General features: G+C 50.6%; 13 protein-coding genes. 4 read left to right on the top strand and 9 right to left on the bottom strand.

Annotation, left to right across the window (positions count from 1 at the left end):
* The first annotated feature begins 39 nt into the window (after positions 1–39).
* Both kefF and kefC read left to right on the top strand, forming a co-directional pair.
* Positions 40–570, top strand: a complete 531-nt coding sequence (kefF, locus tag M977_RS07740) for a glutathione-regulated potassium-efflux system oxidoreductase KefF (protein ID WP_064513756.1) — start codon at positions 40–42, stop codon at positions 568–570.
* Complete coding sequence (kefC, locus tag M977_RS07735; protein ID WP_064513755.1) at positions 563–2,419, top strand: glutathione-regulated potassium-efflux system protein KefC; 1,857 nt, start codon at positions 563–565, stop codon at positions 2,417–2,419. Before kefF ends, kefC begins: the two co-directional genes overlap by 8 nt.
* A gap of 54 nt (positions 2,420–2,473) precedes the next feature.
* Here kefC and M977_RS07730 read toward each other — a convergent pair whose 3' ends face one another.
* Positions 2,474–3,088, bottom strand: a complete 615-nt coding sequence (locus M977_RS07730; RefSeq protein WP_064513754.1) for a LysE family transporter — start codon at positions 3,086–3,088, stop codon at positions 2,474–2,476.
* Between the two features lie 282 nt (positions 3,089–3,370).
* Between M977_RS07730 and folA the strand changes: the two genes are divergently transcribed.
* Positions 3,371–3,850 (top strand): type 3 dihydrofolate reductase, encoded by a 480-nt coding sequence (folA, locus tag M977_RS07725; RefSeq protein WP_064513752.1) that lies wholly within the window; start codon positions 3,371–3,373, stop codon positions 3,848–3,850.
* Positions 3,851–4,021: 171 nt separating this feature from the next.
* On the opposite strand, the gene apaH is transcribed toward folA, so the two are convergent.
* The 6 genes from apaH to lptD are packed head-to-tail and all read right to left on the bottom strand — an operon-like array spanning position 4,022 to position 10,770.
* Positions 4,022–4,873 (bottom strand): bis(5'-nucleosyl)-tetraphosphatase (symmetrical) ApaH, encoded by an 852-nt coding sequence (gene apaH, locus M977_RS07720; RefSeq protein WP_064513751.1) that lies wholly within the window; start codon positions 4,871–4,873, stop codon positions 4,022–4,024.
* A gap of 4 nt (positions 4,874–4,877) precedes the next feature.
* Positions 4,878–5,255, bottom strand: coding sequence for a Co2+/Mg2+ efflux protein ApaG (apaG, locus tag M977_RS07715; RefSeq protein ID WP_034459334.1), 378 nt, complete (start codon positions 5,253–5,255; stop codon positions 4,878–4,880).
* A gap of 2 nt (positions 5,256–5,257) precedes the next feature.
* Positions 5,258–6,082, bottom strand: a complete 825-nt coding sequence (gene rsmA, locus M977_RS07710; RefSeq protein WP_064513749.1) for a 16S rRNA (adenine(1518)-N(6)/adenine(1519)-N(6))-dimethyltransferase RsmA — start codon at positions 6,080–6,082, stop codon at positions 5,258–5,260.
* Positions 6,079–7,068 (bottom strand): 4-hydroxythreonine-4-phosphate dehydrogenase PdxA, encoded by a 990-nt coding sequence (pdxA, locus tag M977_RS07705; protein ID WP_064513746.1) that lies wholly within the window; start codon positions 7,066–7,068, stop codon positions 6,079–6,081. Before pdxA ends, rsmA begins: the two co-directional genes overlap by 4 nt.
* On the bottom strand, positions 7,061–8,353 hold the full coding sequence (gene surA / locus M977_RS07700) for a peptidylprolyl isomerase SurA (RefSeq protein ID WP_064513744.1): 1,293 nt from the start codon (positions 8,351–8,353) through the stop codon (positions 7,061–7,063). Before surA ends, pdxA begins: the two co-directional genes overlap by 8 nt.
* A gap of 53 nt (positions 8,354–8,406) precedes the next feature.
* The gene (gene lptD, locus M977_RS07695) at positions 8,407–10,770 is read right to left on the bottom strand and encodes an LPS assembly protein LptD (protein WP_064513742.1); all 2,364 of its coding nucleotides are present in this window, start codon (positions 10,768–10,770) and stop codon (positions 8,407–8,409) included.
* A 183-nt stretch (positions 10,771–10,953) separates the two neighbouring features.
* Between lptD and djlA the strand changes: the two genes are divergently transcribed.
* The gene (djlA, locus tag M977_RS07690) at positions 10,954–11,763 is read left to right on the top strand and encodes a co-chaperone DjlA (RefSeq protein ID WP_034459322.1); all 810 of its coding nucleotides are present in this window, start codon (positions 10,954–10,956) and stop codon (positions 11,761–11,763) included.
* 31 nt (positions 11,764–11,794) lie between these two features.
* Here djlA and rluA read toward each other — a convergent pair whose 3' ends face one another.
* Together rluA and rapA are read right to left on the bottom strand one after the other, a co-directional pair.
* Positions 11,795–12,454, bottom strand: coding sequence for a bifunctional tRNA pseudouridine(32) synthase/23S rRNA pseudouridine(746) synthase RluA (gene rluA, locus M977_RS07685; protein WP_064513740.1), 660 nt, complete (start codon positions 12,452–12,454; stop codon positions 11,795–11,797).
* Between the two features lie 137 nt (positions 12,455–12,591).
* The gene (gene rapA / locus M977_RS07680; protein ID WP_064513737.1) at positions 12,592–15,498 is read right to left on the bottom strand and encodes an RNA polymerase-associated protein RapA; all 2,907 of its coding nucleotides are present in this window, start codon (positions 15,496–15,498) and stop codon (positions 12,592–12,594) included.
* Position 15,499: the final 1 nt, after the last annotated feature.

Here is a 15,499-nt window from a genome sequence, read left to right as displayed (position 1 = left end):
TCTTTGAGAAAAGAATGCGGTAAAACAACAGGCTAATTGATGATTTTAATTATTTATTCACACCCTTACCCGCAACACTCTCACGCAAACCGAAAAATGCTTGAGCAAGCCTCGCTTTTGCCCGATGTAGAAGTGCGCTCCCTCTATGAGTTATACCCCGATTTCAACATTGATATTGCCGCCGAGCAGGAAGCATTAAGCCGCGCAGATTTGGTTATCTGGCAGCACCCGATGCAGTGGTACAGCACTCCGCCATTAATGAAACTGTGGATCGACAAAGTCCTTGCTCACGGCTGGGCCTACGGGCATGGCGGTAAGGCACTACACGGAAAAAACGTCATGTGGGCGGTAACTACTGGCGGTGGCGATAACCACTTTAATCTGGGTGACCATCCAGGCTTTGATGTGCTTGGGCAACCCTTGCAGGGGACCGCGCTTTACTGTGGCATGAACTGGCTGCCGCATTTCACCGTTCATTTCACTTTCGTTTGTGATGAGAACACGCTCGAAGTTCAGGCCGAGCAATATAAACAACGGTTACTCGACTGGCGGGAGGCGAACCATGGATAGTCACAGCATGATTCAGGCGCTGATTTATCTCGGCTCCGCCGCGATCATTGTGCCGATTGCGGTGCGCCTAGGATTAGGTTCGGTGCTTGGCTACCTGATTGCCGGGTGCATTATCGGCCCGTGGGGATTACGTCTGGTTACCGATGCCGAAACTATTCTGCATTTTGCGGAGATCGGCGTGGTGTTGATGTTATTTGTGATTGGTCTGGAGCTTGACCCTCGTCGCTTGTGGACGCTACGCGCCTCGGTGTTTGGCGGAGGTGCCCTGCAAATGGTGGCGTGTGGTTTGCTGCTCGGCTTGTTCTGCATGTTCTTAGGGCTGCGTTGGCAGGTGGCGGTTTTAATCGGCCTGACGCTGGCGCTTTCTTCTACCGCCATCGCTATGCAAGCCATGAACGAGCGTAACCTGACAGTTTCGCAAATGGGGCGCAGCGCGTTCGCCGTGCTGTTATTCCAGGATATCGCAGCAATCCCGCTGGTGGCGATGATTCCGTTATTAGCCAGTAGCGGTGCGACTACGACCCTGGCTGCATTTTCCATTTCAGCTCTGAAAGTGGTTGGTGCATTGGCCATCGTTATATTGCTGGGCCGCTATGTGACGCGCCCGTTGCTGCGGTTCGTTGCGCGTTCCGGCCTGCGTGAAGTCTTCAGCGCCATGGCGCTGTTTATGGTGTTTGGTTTTGGCTTATTGCTTGAAGAAGCTGGGCTTTCGATGGCGATGGGAGCGTTTCTTGCCGGTGTGTTACTGGCAAGTTCCGAGTATCGCCATGCTCTGGAAAGTGATATCGAACCGTTCAAAGGTTTGCTGCTCGGGTTGTTCTTTATCGGTGTGGGCATGTCGATAGATTTCGGTACGTTGCTTGAGAATCCGCTGCGGATTATCGCGCTGCTGTTCGGATTCCTGGCGATCAAAATCATTACGCTCTGGATTGTGGCAAAACCGCTCAATGTGCCGCGTAAACAACGGCGCTGGTTTGCTGTTTTGCTGGGACAAGGTAGTGAATTTGCTTTCGTGATTTTTGGTACAGCAAGAATGGCTGAGGTGTTAGATGACAGTTGGGCGAAATCTCTGACCCTTGCTGTTGCGCTATCAATGGCGGCAACGCCGCTACTGCTGGTATTGCTCAACCGCCTGGAGAAGTCGGGTAAAGAGCAGGCGCGAGAAGCGGACGAAATCGATGAAGAACAGCCGCGAGTGATTATCGCAGGCTTCGGTCGTTTCGGGCAGATTTCCGGCCGTTTGTTACTCACCAGCGGGGTAAAAATGGTCGTTCTTGATCACGACCCAGACCATATTGAAACGCTGCGTAAGTTTGGCACCAAAGTCTTTTATGGTGATGCAACACGCGTGGATTTACTGGAGTCCGCCGGGGCTGCAAAAGCTGAAGTGCTGATCAATGCTATCGATGATCCTGATGCCAATATGCAACTTGCAGAGCTGGTGCAGGAACATTTCCCGCATCTGAAAGTGATTGCGCGAGCACGCGATCTTGACCACTTCATTCGCCTGCGGCAGTTGGGTGTTGAACAACCAGAGCGTGAAACATTCGAAGGCGCATTAAAAGTGGGGCGCCGGGCACTGGAAGGCCTGGGCGTTGGCAGCTACGAAGCGCGTGAGCGAGCCGATCACTTCCGACGTTTTAATACGCAGATGGTTGAAGAGATGGTTCCGGCTCCAGACTGGTCGGCGCGAGCCGATGTGCTCAAACGCACCAGTGCCATGCTGACTGAGGTGATTAACGAAGATCGTACACATCTGAATGTGATTCAGCGCCACGGCTGGCAGGGGACGGAAGAAGGGCTTCATTCGGGGATACAGGCCGATGAGCCGCCAGTGAAACCGGAATAACTAAAAAGCTCCCAAATTTGGGAGCTTTTTTAAATCTATTGGTTTGAGCAAAAGTCAGCTCAAAGCTACTTTAATCCCTAGCGCAATCAACATTCCACCCAGCAGTTTATCGACAATTTTCTGTGCCTTAGCCAGGCCGCGACGAACAGGCTCGCTTTGGATTAACACGACCAACAGAGGCCACCAGACCACGGACAGCATCAGAATAACTCCGGCGTACCAAAGTTTTTCCATGGTCCCCGAATTCACGTTCAATACCTGGGTGAAAACAGAAAGGAAGAATAGGGTCGCTTTGGGGTTCAGCAGGTTGCACAAATAGCCCTGTAAAAAGGCTTTCTTAAGGGTCGTTTGTTGGCGCTCAACATTGCTGACATCCATTTTACTGCTGCCGCGTGCGAGTAATGCCTGGAAACCAATCCAGATCAGATAAGCGGCCCCGGCATATTTCAACAGGTCAAATAACCATGGCGTGGTGGTAATAACCACCGCTAAACCCGCAACACAATAAGTCATGTGAGTTGCCACGCCGCTGATGACGCCCAGCGAGGTCATCATTGCCGCAGTGCGTGAATAGCGGGCGGCATTCTTAATGACCAGAAAGAAATCAGGCCCAGGAGAGAGCATCCCCAAAGTGGCAATTGTGGCGACAAAAAGCGTGGTTTCCAGCATGGTTTTATCCGGCAAAATAGAGGAAAAGTGTGAACTGCGACAACTATAACGCAGCTATCACGTAAACTTATAGTGGATGGTCTTCCACAGTTAAGAATTTTTTACGTTCCTTCTGGCAATTTTAAGCTAACTCATTGTTCCTGCTGTATCAGGAAGCAATGCGTTACAGGTTTACAGTCGCAGAATAAAAAAATTCTTACGGACAGGCTTGCGGATAGTCGACGAAAGAATGCGCTTTCCGTATAGTGGCGGCAATTTTTTCACCACCCTTGGGTTAATAGAATGATCAGTCTGATTGCTGCATTAGCGGTAGATCGTGTAATTGGCATGGAAAACGCCATGCCCTGGGATATCCCTGCCGATCTGGCATGGTTTAAACGTACTACGCTCAATAAACCTGTCATCATGGGGCGTTTGACCTGGGAATCGATTGGTCGTCCTCTTCCTGGTCGCAAGAATATCGTCATTAGCAGCAAGCCCGGCACCGACGATCGCGTTGAGTGGGTTTCATCCGTAGAAGATGCCATTAAAGCCTGTGGCGATGCGGAAGAGATTATGGTGATTGGCGGTGGGCGTGTTTACGAACAGTTCCTGCCGAAAGCACAGCGCCTGTATCTGACGCATATTGATGCGGAAGTGGAAGGGGACACGCACTTCCCAGATTACGACCCGGATGAATGGCAGTCTACCTTCAGCGAATTTCATGACGCCGACGAGCTCAACTCGCACGGCTACTGCTTCGAAGTACTGGAACGTCGTTAAGGCGTTGAGAATGAAAAAAACGGTTAGCTAGTATATCCAAAATAATTCGAGTTGCAGGAAGGCGGCAAAGGAGTGAATCCCCAGTCACTTACTAACGTAAGTGACTGGGGTGAACGAGAGCAGCCAACGCTCATGCAACTTGAATTATGACGGATATAACCGGGGTTTTTATTATGAAGCGATAGCCGTTTCTCCACCGCCAACATCTTGCTGGCGATTCGATGGCTGGGTGAAATATTTTTTATCTTCCCAGCGTAGGCATGTTAGCTCACCACCCCAGCAGCATCCTGTATCCAGCCCGTAAATCCCTTCTGGTGTGCCTTTACCTTCCAGTGATGCCCAGTGCCCGAAGATAACAGAGTATTCATTGGTAACCGGCCCTGAAATAGCAAACCACGGTTTAAGCGGCGCAGGAGCGCTTTCTGGTGTGTCTTTGCAGTACATATCCAGTTGCCCGTTCGGGAAGCAATAACGCATGCGGGTCAGCGAATTGGTAATAAAGCGCAGACGAGCGAGCCCTGAAAGTTCAGGCGACCAATTGTTAGGCATATCGCCATACATTGCATCGAGGAATAATGGATAGCTGTCGCTTGAAAGCACGGCTTCAACATCACGCGCACAGGCCATTGCAGTATTCAAATCCCACTGCGGCGTAATCCCGGCATGCGCCATCACCAGTTTTTTATCTTCATCAACCTGAAGCAAAGGTTGGCGACGTAACCAGTTCAGCAGTTCGTCGGCATCTGGCGCTTCCAGCAATTGGGAAACGCGATCTTTAGGTTTATTACGGCTAATGCCTGCATAAACCGCCAGCAGATGCAGATCGTGGTTACCGAGAACAATACGCACGCTATCGCCAAGGCCACGTACGTAGCGCAGAACTTCAAGCGAGCCGGGTCCACGCGCGACGAGATCGCCCGTAAGCCATAAAATATCTTTGCCAGGCGTAAATTCAACCTGTTGTAGCAGGGCTACCAGTTCATCGTAACAACCATGAACATCGCCAATCAGGTATGTAGACATCGTATCAGTGAATAAAGGCTGGGATAGCCAGACGGAATACGGGAATAGCGACACGGAAAGCATCGCCCTGAGAGTCGACCATTTCGTAATGGCCTTGCATGGTGCCAAGCGGTGTTTCAAGTACCGCACCGCTTGTGTAGCTATATTCGTTGCCCGGTTCAATATGCGGCTGGACGCCAATCACGCCCTCGCCCTGAACTTCAGTTTCATGGCCGTTTCCATTGGTGATAAGCCAATAACGACCAAGCAATTGCACCGGTGTTCGCCCCAAGTTACGGATGGTTACAGTGTAAGCAAAGACGAAACGTTCGTTCTCCGGGGAGGACTGCGCTTCGATATAAACGCTTTGTACCTGAATGCATACGCGGGGCGAATTTAACATCGTTAACTCTCCTTTGGCTGCTGCGGATTGTCAGCCAAATAGTTTGCCAGTTGGCAATACTGTGCGACTGAGATGTTCTCAGCGCGTAGGGTTGCGTCGATTCCCAGTTCCGCCATCACCTCTGGACTAAACAGATGCCCAAGGCTGTTACGAATCGTTTTGCGACGCTTGTTAAAGGCTTCAGTGGTGATGCGGCTTAACACACGCAGCTCTTTAACAGGGTTCGGTATTACTGCATGTGGCACCAGGCGCACGACGGCAGAATCCACTTTCGGTGCCGGTGTGAAGGCCGTTGGTGGCACTTCAAGTACTGGGATCACATTGCAATAATACTGCGCCATGACTGATAAACGACCATACGCTTTACAGTTAGGGCCAGCAACTAAACGATTTACCACCTCTTTTTGCAGCATAAAGTGCATGTCAGCAATGGCATCAGTATAGCTAAAGAGATGGAACATCAATGGCGTGGAGATGTTATACGGCAGGTTGCCAAAAACGCGCAACGGCTGACCGATTTTTTGCGACAGCTCTCCAAAATCCATTGTCATGGCATCTTGCTGATAAATAGTCAGCTTCGGTGCCAGGAATGGGTGCGTTTGCAGACGGGCTGCAAGATCACGGTCTAGTTCGATGACGGTCATTTCATCAAGGCGTTCACCCACAGGCTCGGTTAATGCGCCAAGGCCGGGGCCGATTTCAACCATCGCCTGGCCTTTCAGTGGATTAATAGCAGAGACAATACTGTCGATAACGAACTGGTCATTAAGGAAGTTTTGTCCAAAACGTTTACGGGCTAAATGGCCTTGGTGGACACGAGTATTCATTGAGTATTAGCAATCATCTTGATGGCGAGATTAAGCGCCGTAATAAAACTGCCGACCTCGGCTTTCCCCTGGCCGGCTAGATCTAGCGCGGTGCCATGGTCAACCGAAGTGCGGATAAAAGGTAAGCCTAGCGTGATATTTACCGCTCGACCAAAGCCCTGATATTTGAGTACAGGTAAGCCCTGGTCGTGGTACATCGCCAGCACTGCATCGGCGTTATCGAGATACTTAGGCTGAAACAGCGTATCTGCCGGTAGCGGGCCAGAAAGCTTCATTCCAAGACCGCGCATTTCATTTAGTACTGGAATGATGGTATCAATTTCTTCAGTACCCATGTGGCCACCTTCCCCGGCATGGGGGTTGAGGCCACAAACCAGTACATGCGGCTGCGCGATACCAAACTTGGTTTGCAGGTCATGATACAGGATGGTGATTATCTGGCGTAATAATTCTGGCGTTATCGCATCACTAATGGCTTTAAGGGGCAGATGTGTCGTCACCAGCGCAACGCGAAGTTCTTCGGTCGCCAGCATCATCACGACTTTTTCGCTGTGCGATCGCTCTTCGAAAAACTCGGTATGCCCGATAAAGGGAATACCAGCATCGTTAATGATGCCTTTATGTACCGGCCCGGTGATCAGCGCTGCAAATTCACCCTTGATACAACCATCACATGCCCGAGCCAGCATATCCACCACATACTCACCGTTCTTCACATCAAGCAACCCCGGTTTGACTGGTGCTCGTAGTGGTATGGGCAGTATGGTGAGTGTTCCGGCAGTTTGCGGGCTTGCAGGAGCGTCAGGCGAGTAAGGAATGAGCTGAAGAGGAAGACCGAGAAGAGCTGCACGTTCCAGGAGTAATTCGGGAGACGCTGCGACAACCACTTCGACAGGCCAGTCGCGCTGTGCCAGCGCGATGACCAGATCAGGACCAATCCCGGCAGGTTCGCCGGGAGTGATGACTACACGTTGGATATTAGCCATTGCTACCTATGACTTTCACATAAGCAGATGCGCGTTGTTCTTGCATCCAGGTCTGTGCTTCTTCAGAGAACTTACGGTTGAATAGCATGCGATACGCGCGGTCTTTCTGCGCAGCATCAGTCTTATCAACGCTACGAGTATCCATAAGTTCGATCAAGTGCCAGCCGAAGGAGGAGTGAACCGGTGCACTCAACTCACCTTTATGCATTTTCGACAGTGCATCACGGAAGGCAGGATCATAGATATCGGTAGCAGCCCAACCCAAGTCACCGCCCTGATTTGCTGAACCTGGATCTTCAGAGAAGGATTTTGCTGCCGCAGCGAAGGTCGTTTTTCCACTCTTAATATCAGCTGCAATCTGGTTTAACTTAGCTCGCGCTTGGTCGTCACTCATGATTGGCGATGATTTCAGTAAGATATGACGTGCATGAACTTCAGTCACAGAAATGCTCTGGCTCTGGCCACGCAGATCGTTCACTTTCAGGATATGGAAACCAACACCTGAACGAATCGGACCGATTACGTCACCTTTTTTCGCCGTGCCTAATGCCTGAGCGAAAATAGTTGGCAGTTCCTGGATACGACCCCAACCCATTTGACCGCCTTTCAGTGCTTGCTGGTCAGCAGAGTAGGTGATTGCCAATTTTCCGAAATCGCCACCATTTTGCGCTTGTGAAACGATGTCACGCGCTTGCTTTTCCGCATCGTCTACCTGAGTAGAAGTAGGGTTTTCCGGCAATGGAATCAGGATGTGGCTCAGGTTAAGTTCGGTGCTGCTGTCGTTTTGGCTACCAACCTGTTGCGCAAGGGAATCAACCTCCTGCGGCAGAATAGATACACGACGACGAACTTCACTATTACGCACTTCCGAAATGGTCATCTCTTTGCGGATCTGTGCACGGTAAGAATTGTAATTAACTCCGTCATAGGCCAGACGACTACGCATCTGATCCATGTTCATTTTGTTCTGGGCAGCGATATCAGCAATAGCTTTATCAAGCTGCTCATCCGTCACTTTAACGCCCATTTTCTGACCCATCTGCAGCATGATCTGGTCCATGATCAGACGTTCCAGAATTTGATGACGCAGAGTGTTGTCGTCAGGAAGTTGTTGCCCTGCTTGTTGGGCGCCGCTCTTCACTGACTGCATCATGCCGTCAACGTCACTTTCCAGTACCACACCGTTATTCACTACGGCTGCAACTTTATCGACCACTTGTGGGGCCGCGAAAGAGGTGTTCGCCACAAGGACGACACCGAGAAGCAGCGTTCTCCAATTCTTCATACTTTTTCCATTTCTTAGCCGCAAAGCGGACTGCTAATTCAAGTCAAAGTGAATTACATCGAGCTCTGATACGGCAGAATGTTTGAACGCAACATCTGCTGTGTGCCCAGGCCGTAGTTAGAACTCAGGCCACGTAACTCGATGTTAAAGCCAATTACGTTGTCGTATTTGCTTTGGTTATCTTCCCAACCGTTAATTTTTCGCTCATAACCTAAACGAATCGCATAACAGCAAGAGTTGTACTGCACGGCTAACATGGAGTCAGCCGCTTGTTGTGCATTGGTATCGTAGTAATACGCGCCAACAACAGACCAGCGATCAACGATAGGCCAGCTTGCCGTCATCCCAACTTGTGAGATTCCATCTTTGTACTGGTCAGCATTAATGTTGATGTTAGAAACAGTGGCGCCGATGTATTCAGGGCTTGCGTAACGGTAGTTAAATTGTACCAGGCGATCGTTATCTTTACGATATTCGATAACGCCGTTACCGGTCGCAATATTATCAAGCCGTGTATCGTACTGTAAGCCACCGCGTAAACCCCAGCGGTCAGTCATGCGCCAATAGGTATCGCCAGCCCATACCACAGAACCTGTTTCGTCACCTTTTTCACTGTTAATCGTTTCATCACCAGTACGAGACTTGGTGAAGTAGTAGATTTGACCAACAGAAACATTAAAACGTTCAACAGCTGCGTCATCATAAACACGAGTTGTAACCCCCGTGGTGACCTGGTTGGCTGAAGCTATACGGTCAAGGCCGCCGTAAGTACGATCACGGAACAAGCCATTGTAGTCAGATTGCAACAACGCAGAATCGTAGTTGTTGATGTTACTTTGGTCGCGGTACGGCACATACAGATACTGTACGCGTGGCTCAAGGGTTTGCGCCCAGCCTGCTGCAGAGTCCATATCGCGGTCGAAAATCAGTTTACCGTCCATTTTGAATTGAGGCAGGGTACGGTTAACCGTAGACTCTAACTTGCTGTTGCTATTGACATTTTTTTCGTATTTTTCGAGATTGTCCTGCTGATAGTGTGTTGCCATCAGCTTTGCTTCGGTATTCAGGCTTGCCCAACCATTGGATAACGGTAGGTTAATTGTTGGCTCAATATGCAGGCGTGTAGCTTCCGGCATGTTGTTATTAAAGTTAGTAAACTTAACAGCCTGACCATAGATACGCGTATCAAACGGTCCAACGTCGTTTTTATAGTAGTTCATATCCAACTGTGGCTGAGCACTGTATGAATTTGCACCGCTATTACGTTGAGAATCGAAAATCTGGAACTGTTTTGTTGCAAGTGTGGCGTCGAAGTTTTCAACGGCATAACCAACACTGAATTTCTGTGTGGCATAACCGTCAGTACTAGAACCATATTGCGAAGTAAAGTCGTTGAAGTAGTTTGGATCACTGACTTTGGTGTAGTCGATATTAAAACGCCACACCTGATCCATCACACCGCTGTGATTCCAGTAGAACAACCAACGGCGTTCATCCCCTTCAGGGTTCTTCGCGGTATCGTCTTTGTATTCCTCATCAGACAACAGGTAGTCGAACTCCATAATACCCGCGCCAGCTTTGGTCAAGTAACGGAATTCGTTCTGCCATTGAGTACCACGTTGCTCCATATAGTGCGGAGTGATTGTGGCATCAAAGTTTGGTGCGATGTTCCAGTAATACGGCAGAGAAAACTCAAGGCCATTATTGGTACTGTACTTCGCATTTGGGATCAGGAAACCGGAACGACGTTTATCACCGATTGGCAACTGCAGATAAGGGCTATAGAAGACCGGAACCGGGCCCAGTTTAAAACGGGCATTCCAGATTTCCGCGACTTCTTCTTCACGGTCCTGAATGACTTCACTTCCCACAACGCTCCAGGTATTAGAACCCGGCAAACAGGAAGTAAATGTGCCATTTTCCAGAATGGTGTAGCGATTATTGCCGCGCTGTTTCATTAGATCGGCAGTACCCCGCCCCTGGCGGTCTACCATTTGGTAGTCACCTTCCCAGACGTTGGTATCTTTGGTGTTCAGGTTTGACCAGGCTTTTGGCCCTTTAAGAATAACCTGATTATCATCGTAGTGTACGTTGCCGACAGCATCGACCGTGCGGACAGGGTCCGGCTGACCTTCAACCTGTTTTTGGTGTAGCAACACTTCATCAGACTGTAGGCGGCTATTGCCTTGCTGAATATCAACATTGCCAGTAAACACCGCATCATCAGGATAATTTCCTTTTGCGTGATCGGCATTTATAGTAACGGGTAGGTTATTGGTATCTCCCTGAATTAAAGGGCGATTGTAACTTGGGATACCAAGCATACACTGCGACGCAAGATCGGCAGCCATACCTTGTTGACTATACAGCGCTGCGCCAATCAAGGTGGCCAGCAAGGTGGGAATACGTTTTTTCATACGTGTTATTCGTTGTTCCATCATCAATGGCTTAGCGTCGGCAAACGGTCAGAGACTAACTTACTCATCACCACAGCGCTAGTGTTAATCCTTCCCGTTCAGCAGAGTGCCGTTAGGCACCGCTATCAATGACGGGTATGATAAAGCAAATTCTAGCCGACGGCATGACGATTTGGGGAGTATATGCAGTATTGGGGAAAAGTACTCGGTGTCGCAATAGCACTAATTATGGGTGGTGGCTTCTGGGGTGTGGTTTTAGGATTGCTGATTGGCCATGCCATCGATAAGGTGCGTAGCCGTCGTCAGTCCTGGTTTTCTAACCAACAACAGCGTCAGTCACTATTTTTTAGCACCACATTTGAAGTGATGGGCCACCTGACTAAGTCAAAAGGGCGCGTCACAGAAGCAGACATCCAGATAGCCTCGCTATTAATGGATCGCATGCAATTACATGGTGATGCGCGCAGTGCGGCACAACACGCATTTCGTGTAGGTAAAGAGAACGGTTATCCGCTGCGTGAAAAAATGCGTCAGTTACGCAGCGTGTGCTTTGGCCGTTTTGACCTAATTCGGATGTTTCTTGAAATTCAAATTCAGGCGGCGTTTGCTGATGGCTCTTTGCACCCTAACGAACGGGAAGTGTTGTACGTTATTGCGGAAGAGCTTGGCATTTCACGCATCCAGTTCGATCAGTTCTTACGCATGATGGAAGGCGGGCAGCAATTTGGTGGCGGATACAATCAGTCGCAAGGCGGTGGTTTCCAGCAACAGCGTGGTCCGACACTCGAAGATGCGTGCAATGTACTCGGCGTTAAAAGCACGGATGATGCGACTGCCATTAAGCGTGCGTATCGCAAATTAATGAGCGAGCATCACCCTGATAAGCTTGTTGCTAAAGGTTTACCGCCAGAGATGATGGAGATGGCCAAGCAGAAAGCGCAGGATATCCAGAAAGCGTACGATCTGATTAAGACGGCGAAAGGATTTAAGTAATAGAAAAGCCTCTCAAGTTGAGAGGCTTTTTTTAGAAGTCAGACGGGGCGCGGAACGTCATGGGGGTTCCATACTCTGGGTGGGTAATGGTCAGCATTTCAGCATGAAGCTGTAAACGTGGAGCCATTGCCAGGGCTTCTGGTGTCGCGTAAAAGCGATCGCCAAGAATGGGGTGACCCATTGCCAGCATATGCACGCGTAACTGATGTGAACGCCCGGTAATCGGTTTTAACAGCACTCGAGCCGTGTTATCCGCTGCATAATCCAGAACCTGATATTCCGTCTGCGCCGCTTTGCCGGTTTCATAACACACTTTCTGCTTTGGCCGGTTTGGCCAGTCACAAATCAGCGGTAAATCCACCAGACCCTCTTCCGGCTGAGGATGGCCCCAAACCCGCGCCACATACTGCTTTTTCGGCTCACGTTCACGGAACTGACGCTTCAGCTCGCGCTCTGCCGCTTTAGTCAGCGCAACGGCGATTACGCCGCTGGTTGCCATATCCAGGCGATGCACTGATTCTGCCTGCGGGAAGTCACGCTGAATGCGGGTCATCACGCTGTCTTTGTGCTCATCCAGACGGCCCGGTACAGACAACAAGCCCGAAGGCTTGTTGACGACCATGATGTGGTCATCTTGATAAAGGATGACCAGCCAGGGATCGGTTGGCGGGTTATAGGGTTCCATAATCATTTACTCTACATCCTTCAAGCTGCAGCGGCGTTGGCTGCTTTCGCCCACCCCAGTCACTTACTTTTGTAAGCTCCTGGGGATGTTCTCTCTTGCCGCCTTGCTGCAACTCGAATGATTTGAGTAAAGCGGCGTGCAAACTACTGATGTGTCACCACGATCAGACGCAAAGCATCGAGACGCCAGTTGGCTTGCGCAAGGCTTTCCAACACTTGTTGACGGTTGCTTTCGATTGCTTCGAGTTCATCATCACGAATGTTTGGGTTCACCGCTTTCAGCGCTTCCAGACGGGAAAGCTCAGAGCTTAACTTCTCATCAGCTTCTTCGCGCGCCGCTTTAATCAGCACTTGTGCCGCAGCTTCCACTTTCTCTTCTGCCAGTTGCAAAATTGCGTGAACATCTTGCTGAACTGCGTTCACCAATTTGCTGCCAGTATGGCGATTCACCGTGCTGAGCTGGCGGTTAAAGCTTTCAAACTCAACCTGAGCAGCAAGGTTGGTGCCATTTTTGTCCACTAACATACGCACTGGCGTTGGCGGCAGGAAGCGGTTGAGCTGCAATTGCTTCGGTGCTTTTGCCTCTACAACATAAATCAGCTCCAGCAATAATGTCCCAACAGGTAGCGCTTTGTTTTTCAACAAAGAGAGTGCACAGCTGCCGGTATCGCCAGACAGAATCAGATCCAGGCCATTACGGATGATCGGGTGTTCCCAGGTAACAAACTGCGCATCTTCACGCGACAGGGCCACTTCACGTTCGAAGGTGATAGTACAACCATCTTCTGGAAGCCCTGGGAAATCAGGCACCAGCATGTGATCGCCTGGGGTCAGTACCACCATGTTGTCGCCGCGGTCGTCCTGGTTGATGCCGACGATATCGAACAAGTTCAGGGCAAAACTCACCAGATTGGTGTCGTTGTCCTGCTCGGAAATGGACTGCGCCAACGCTTGTGATTTCTCACCTCCGTTGGAGTGAATTTCCAGCAGGCGGTCACGACCCTGCTCGAGCTGAATCTTCAGCGCATCATGCTGCTCGCGGCACTGCTTAATCAGCGTATCAAAACCGTCGGTATTCTCAGGTGCTGCCAGATACTCAATCAGTTGTGGATAGACACTGTCGTAAATTGTGCGGCCGGTTGGGCAAGTGTGCTCGAATGCATCCAGACCTTCGTGGAACCATTTCACCAGTACTGATTGCGCAGTTTTCTCGAGGTACGGAACGTGGACCTGGATATCGTGCGCCTGGCCGATACGGTCCAGACGGCCAATACGTTGTTCCAGCAGGTCCGGGTTAAACGGCAAATCGAACATGACCAGCTGGCTTGCGAACTGGAAGTTACGGCCTTCGGAACCAATCTCGGAACACAGCAGAACCTGAGCACCGGTATCTTCTTCGGCAAACCATGCGGCTGCACGGTCACGTTCGATGATGGACATACCTTCATGGAACACGGCGGCACGAATGCCTTCACGCTCACGCAGAACTTGCTCAAGTTGCAATGCTGTCGCCGCTTTGGCACAAATCACCAGCACCTTCTGAGAGCGGTGGCTTGTCAGGTAACCCATCAGCCATTCAACACGCGGGTCGAAGTTCCACCACGTGCCGCTATCACCTTCAAATTCCTGATAAATCTGCTCCGGATAGAGCATGTCGCGTGCACGTTCTTCCACGGATTTACGTGCGGCCATGATGCCGGACACTTTAATCGCGGTTTGATACTGCAGCGGCAGTGGCAAACGAATGGTATGCAGTTCGCGTTTCGGGAAACCTTTCACGCCATTACGGGTGTTACGGAACAGCACACGGCTGGTACCATGGCGGTCCATCAGCATGGAGATCAGCTCCTGGCGTGCCGCAGCGCTACCTTCACGGTCGCTGTTTGCGGTTTGCAGCAGAGGCTCGATATCCTGCTCGCCAATCAATTCACTCAGCATATTGAGTTGATCGTTGGTCAGGTGATTGCCTGCTAACAGCAATGCAACAGCATCGGCCACAGGGCGGTAGTGTTGCTGCTCTTCAACAAATTGCTCGAAATCGTGGAAACGGCTCGGGTCCAGCAAACGCAAACGTGCGAAGTGGCTTTCCATTCCCAACTGCTCAGGCGTTGCTGTTAACAGCAGGATACCCGGAATATGTTCTGCCAGTTGTTCGATGGCCAGGTATTCACGGCTCGGAGCATTTTCGCTCCACACCAAATGGTGGGCTTCATCCACCACCAACAAATCCCATTCGGCTTCACAAAGATGCTCAAGGCGTTGCTTGCTGCGGCGCACGAAATCAAGCGAACAGATAACCAGTTGTTCTGTTTCGAATGGGTTATCACTGTCGTGCTGGGCTTCGGCGTAACGCTCGTCATCAAAGAGAGAAAAACGCAGGTTAAAGCGGCGAAGCATCTCGACCAGCCACTGGTGTTGCAGGGTTTCCGGCACCACGATCAGTACGCGTTCAGCGCTGCCAGCCAGCAGTTGCTGGTGCAGAATCATTCCGGCTTCGATGGTTTTACCTAAACCGACTTCGTCCGCCAGCAACACGCGTGGTGCATGGCGACGACCCACGTCGTGAGCGATGTTCAACTGGTGCGGGATAAGGCTAGTGCGCATGCCGCGCAGGCCGCTCCACGGTTGGCGATACTGCTCGCTTTGGTAAACACGGGAACGGTAACGCAGGGCGAAGCGGTCCATACGGTCAATTTGCCCGGCAAAGAGACGGTCTTGCGGCTTGCTGAACACCAGTTTGCTGTCGAGAAAAACTTCGCGCAGTATCGTACCGGCTTCTTCGGTATCCAGACGAGTACCGATGTAGGCCAGTAAGCCGTTTTCTTCTATAACTTCATCAACTTTGAGTTGCCAGCCTTCATGGCTGGTGACGGTATCACCCGGGTTAAACATCACGCGCGTGATAGGTGAGTCATTTCTGGCGTACAGTCGATTTTCACCGGTGGCAGGGTAGAGCAGGGTTACCATGCGTGTGTCTAAAGCGACCACGGTTCCCAGTCCCAGTTCGCTTTCGGTATCGCTGATCCAACGTTGACCAAGTGTAAAAGGCATA

This window comes from Buttiauxella gaviniae ATCC 51604, from assembly GCF_001654835.1.
Taxonomy (GTDB): Bacteria; Pseudomonadota; Gammaproteobacteria; order Enterobacterales; family Enterobacteriaceae; genus Buttiauxella; species Buttiauxella gaviniae.
Note: the sequence above shows the minus strand (reverse complement) of the source record. Positions and strands in the feature narration are given on the sequence as shown.

Coding starts and splice junctions, on each gene's coding strand:
- djlA (WP_034459322.1), top strand. CDS start 10,954: ATGCAGTATTGGGGAAAAGTACTCGGTGTCGCAATAGCACTAATTATG.
- surA (WP_064513744.1), bottom strand. CDS start 8,353: ATGAAGAATTGGAGAACGCTGCTTCTCGGTGTCGTCCTTGTGGCGAAC.
- rluA (WP_064513740.1), bottom strand. CDS start 12,454: ATGATTATGGAACCCTATAACCCGCCAACCGATCCCTGGCTGGTCATC.
- rapA (WP_064513737.1), bottom strand. CDS start 15,498: ATGCCTTTTACACTTGGTCAACGTTGGATCAGCGATACCGAAAGCGAA.
- apaH (WP_064513751.1), bottom strand. CDS start 4,873: ATGTCTACATACCTGATTGGCGATGTTCATGGTTGTTACGATGAACTG.
- apaG (WP_034459334.1), bottom strand. CDS start 5,255: ATGTTAAATTCGCCCCGCGTATGCATTCAGGTACAAAGCGTTTATATC.
- rsmA (WP_064513749.1), bottom strand. CDS start 6,082: ATGAATACTCGTGTCCACCAAGGCCATTTAGCCCGTAAACGTTTTGGA.
- kefC (WP_064513755.1), top strand. CDS start 563: ATGGATAGTCACAGCATGATTCAGGCGCTGATTTATCTCGGCTCCGCC.
- kefF (WP_064513756.1), top strand. CDS start 40: ATGATTTTAATTATTTATTCACACCCTTACCCGCAACACTCTCACGCA.
- lptD (WP_064513742.1), bottom strand. CDS start 10,770: ATGAAAAAACGTATTCCCACCTTGCTGGCCACCTTGATTGGCGCAGCG.
- folA (WP_064513752.1), top strand. CDS start 3,371: ATGATCAGTCTGATTGCTGCATTAGCGGTAGATCGTGTAATTGGCATG.
- pdxA (WP_064513746.1), bottom strand. CDS start 7,068: ATGGCTAATATCCAACGTGTAGTCATCACTCCCGGCGAACCTGCCGGG.
- M977_RS07730 (WP_064513754.1), bottom strand. CDS start 3,088: ATGCTGGAAACCACGCTTTTTGTCGCCACAATTGCCACTTTGGGGATG.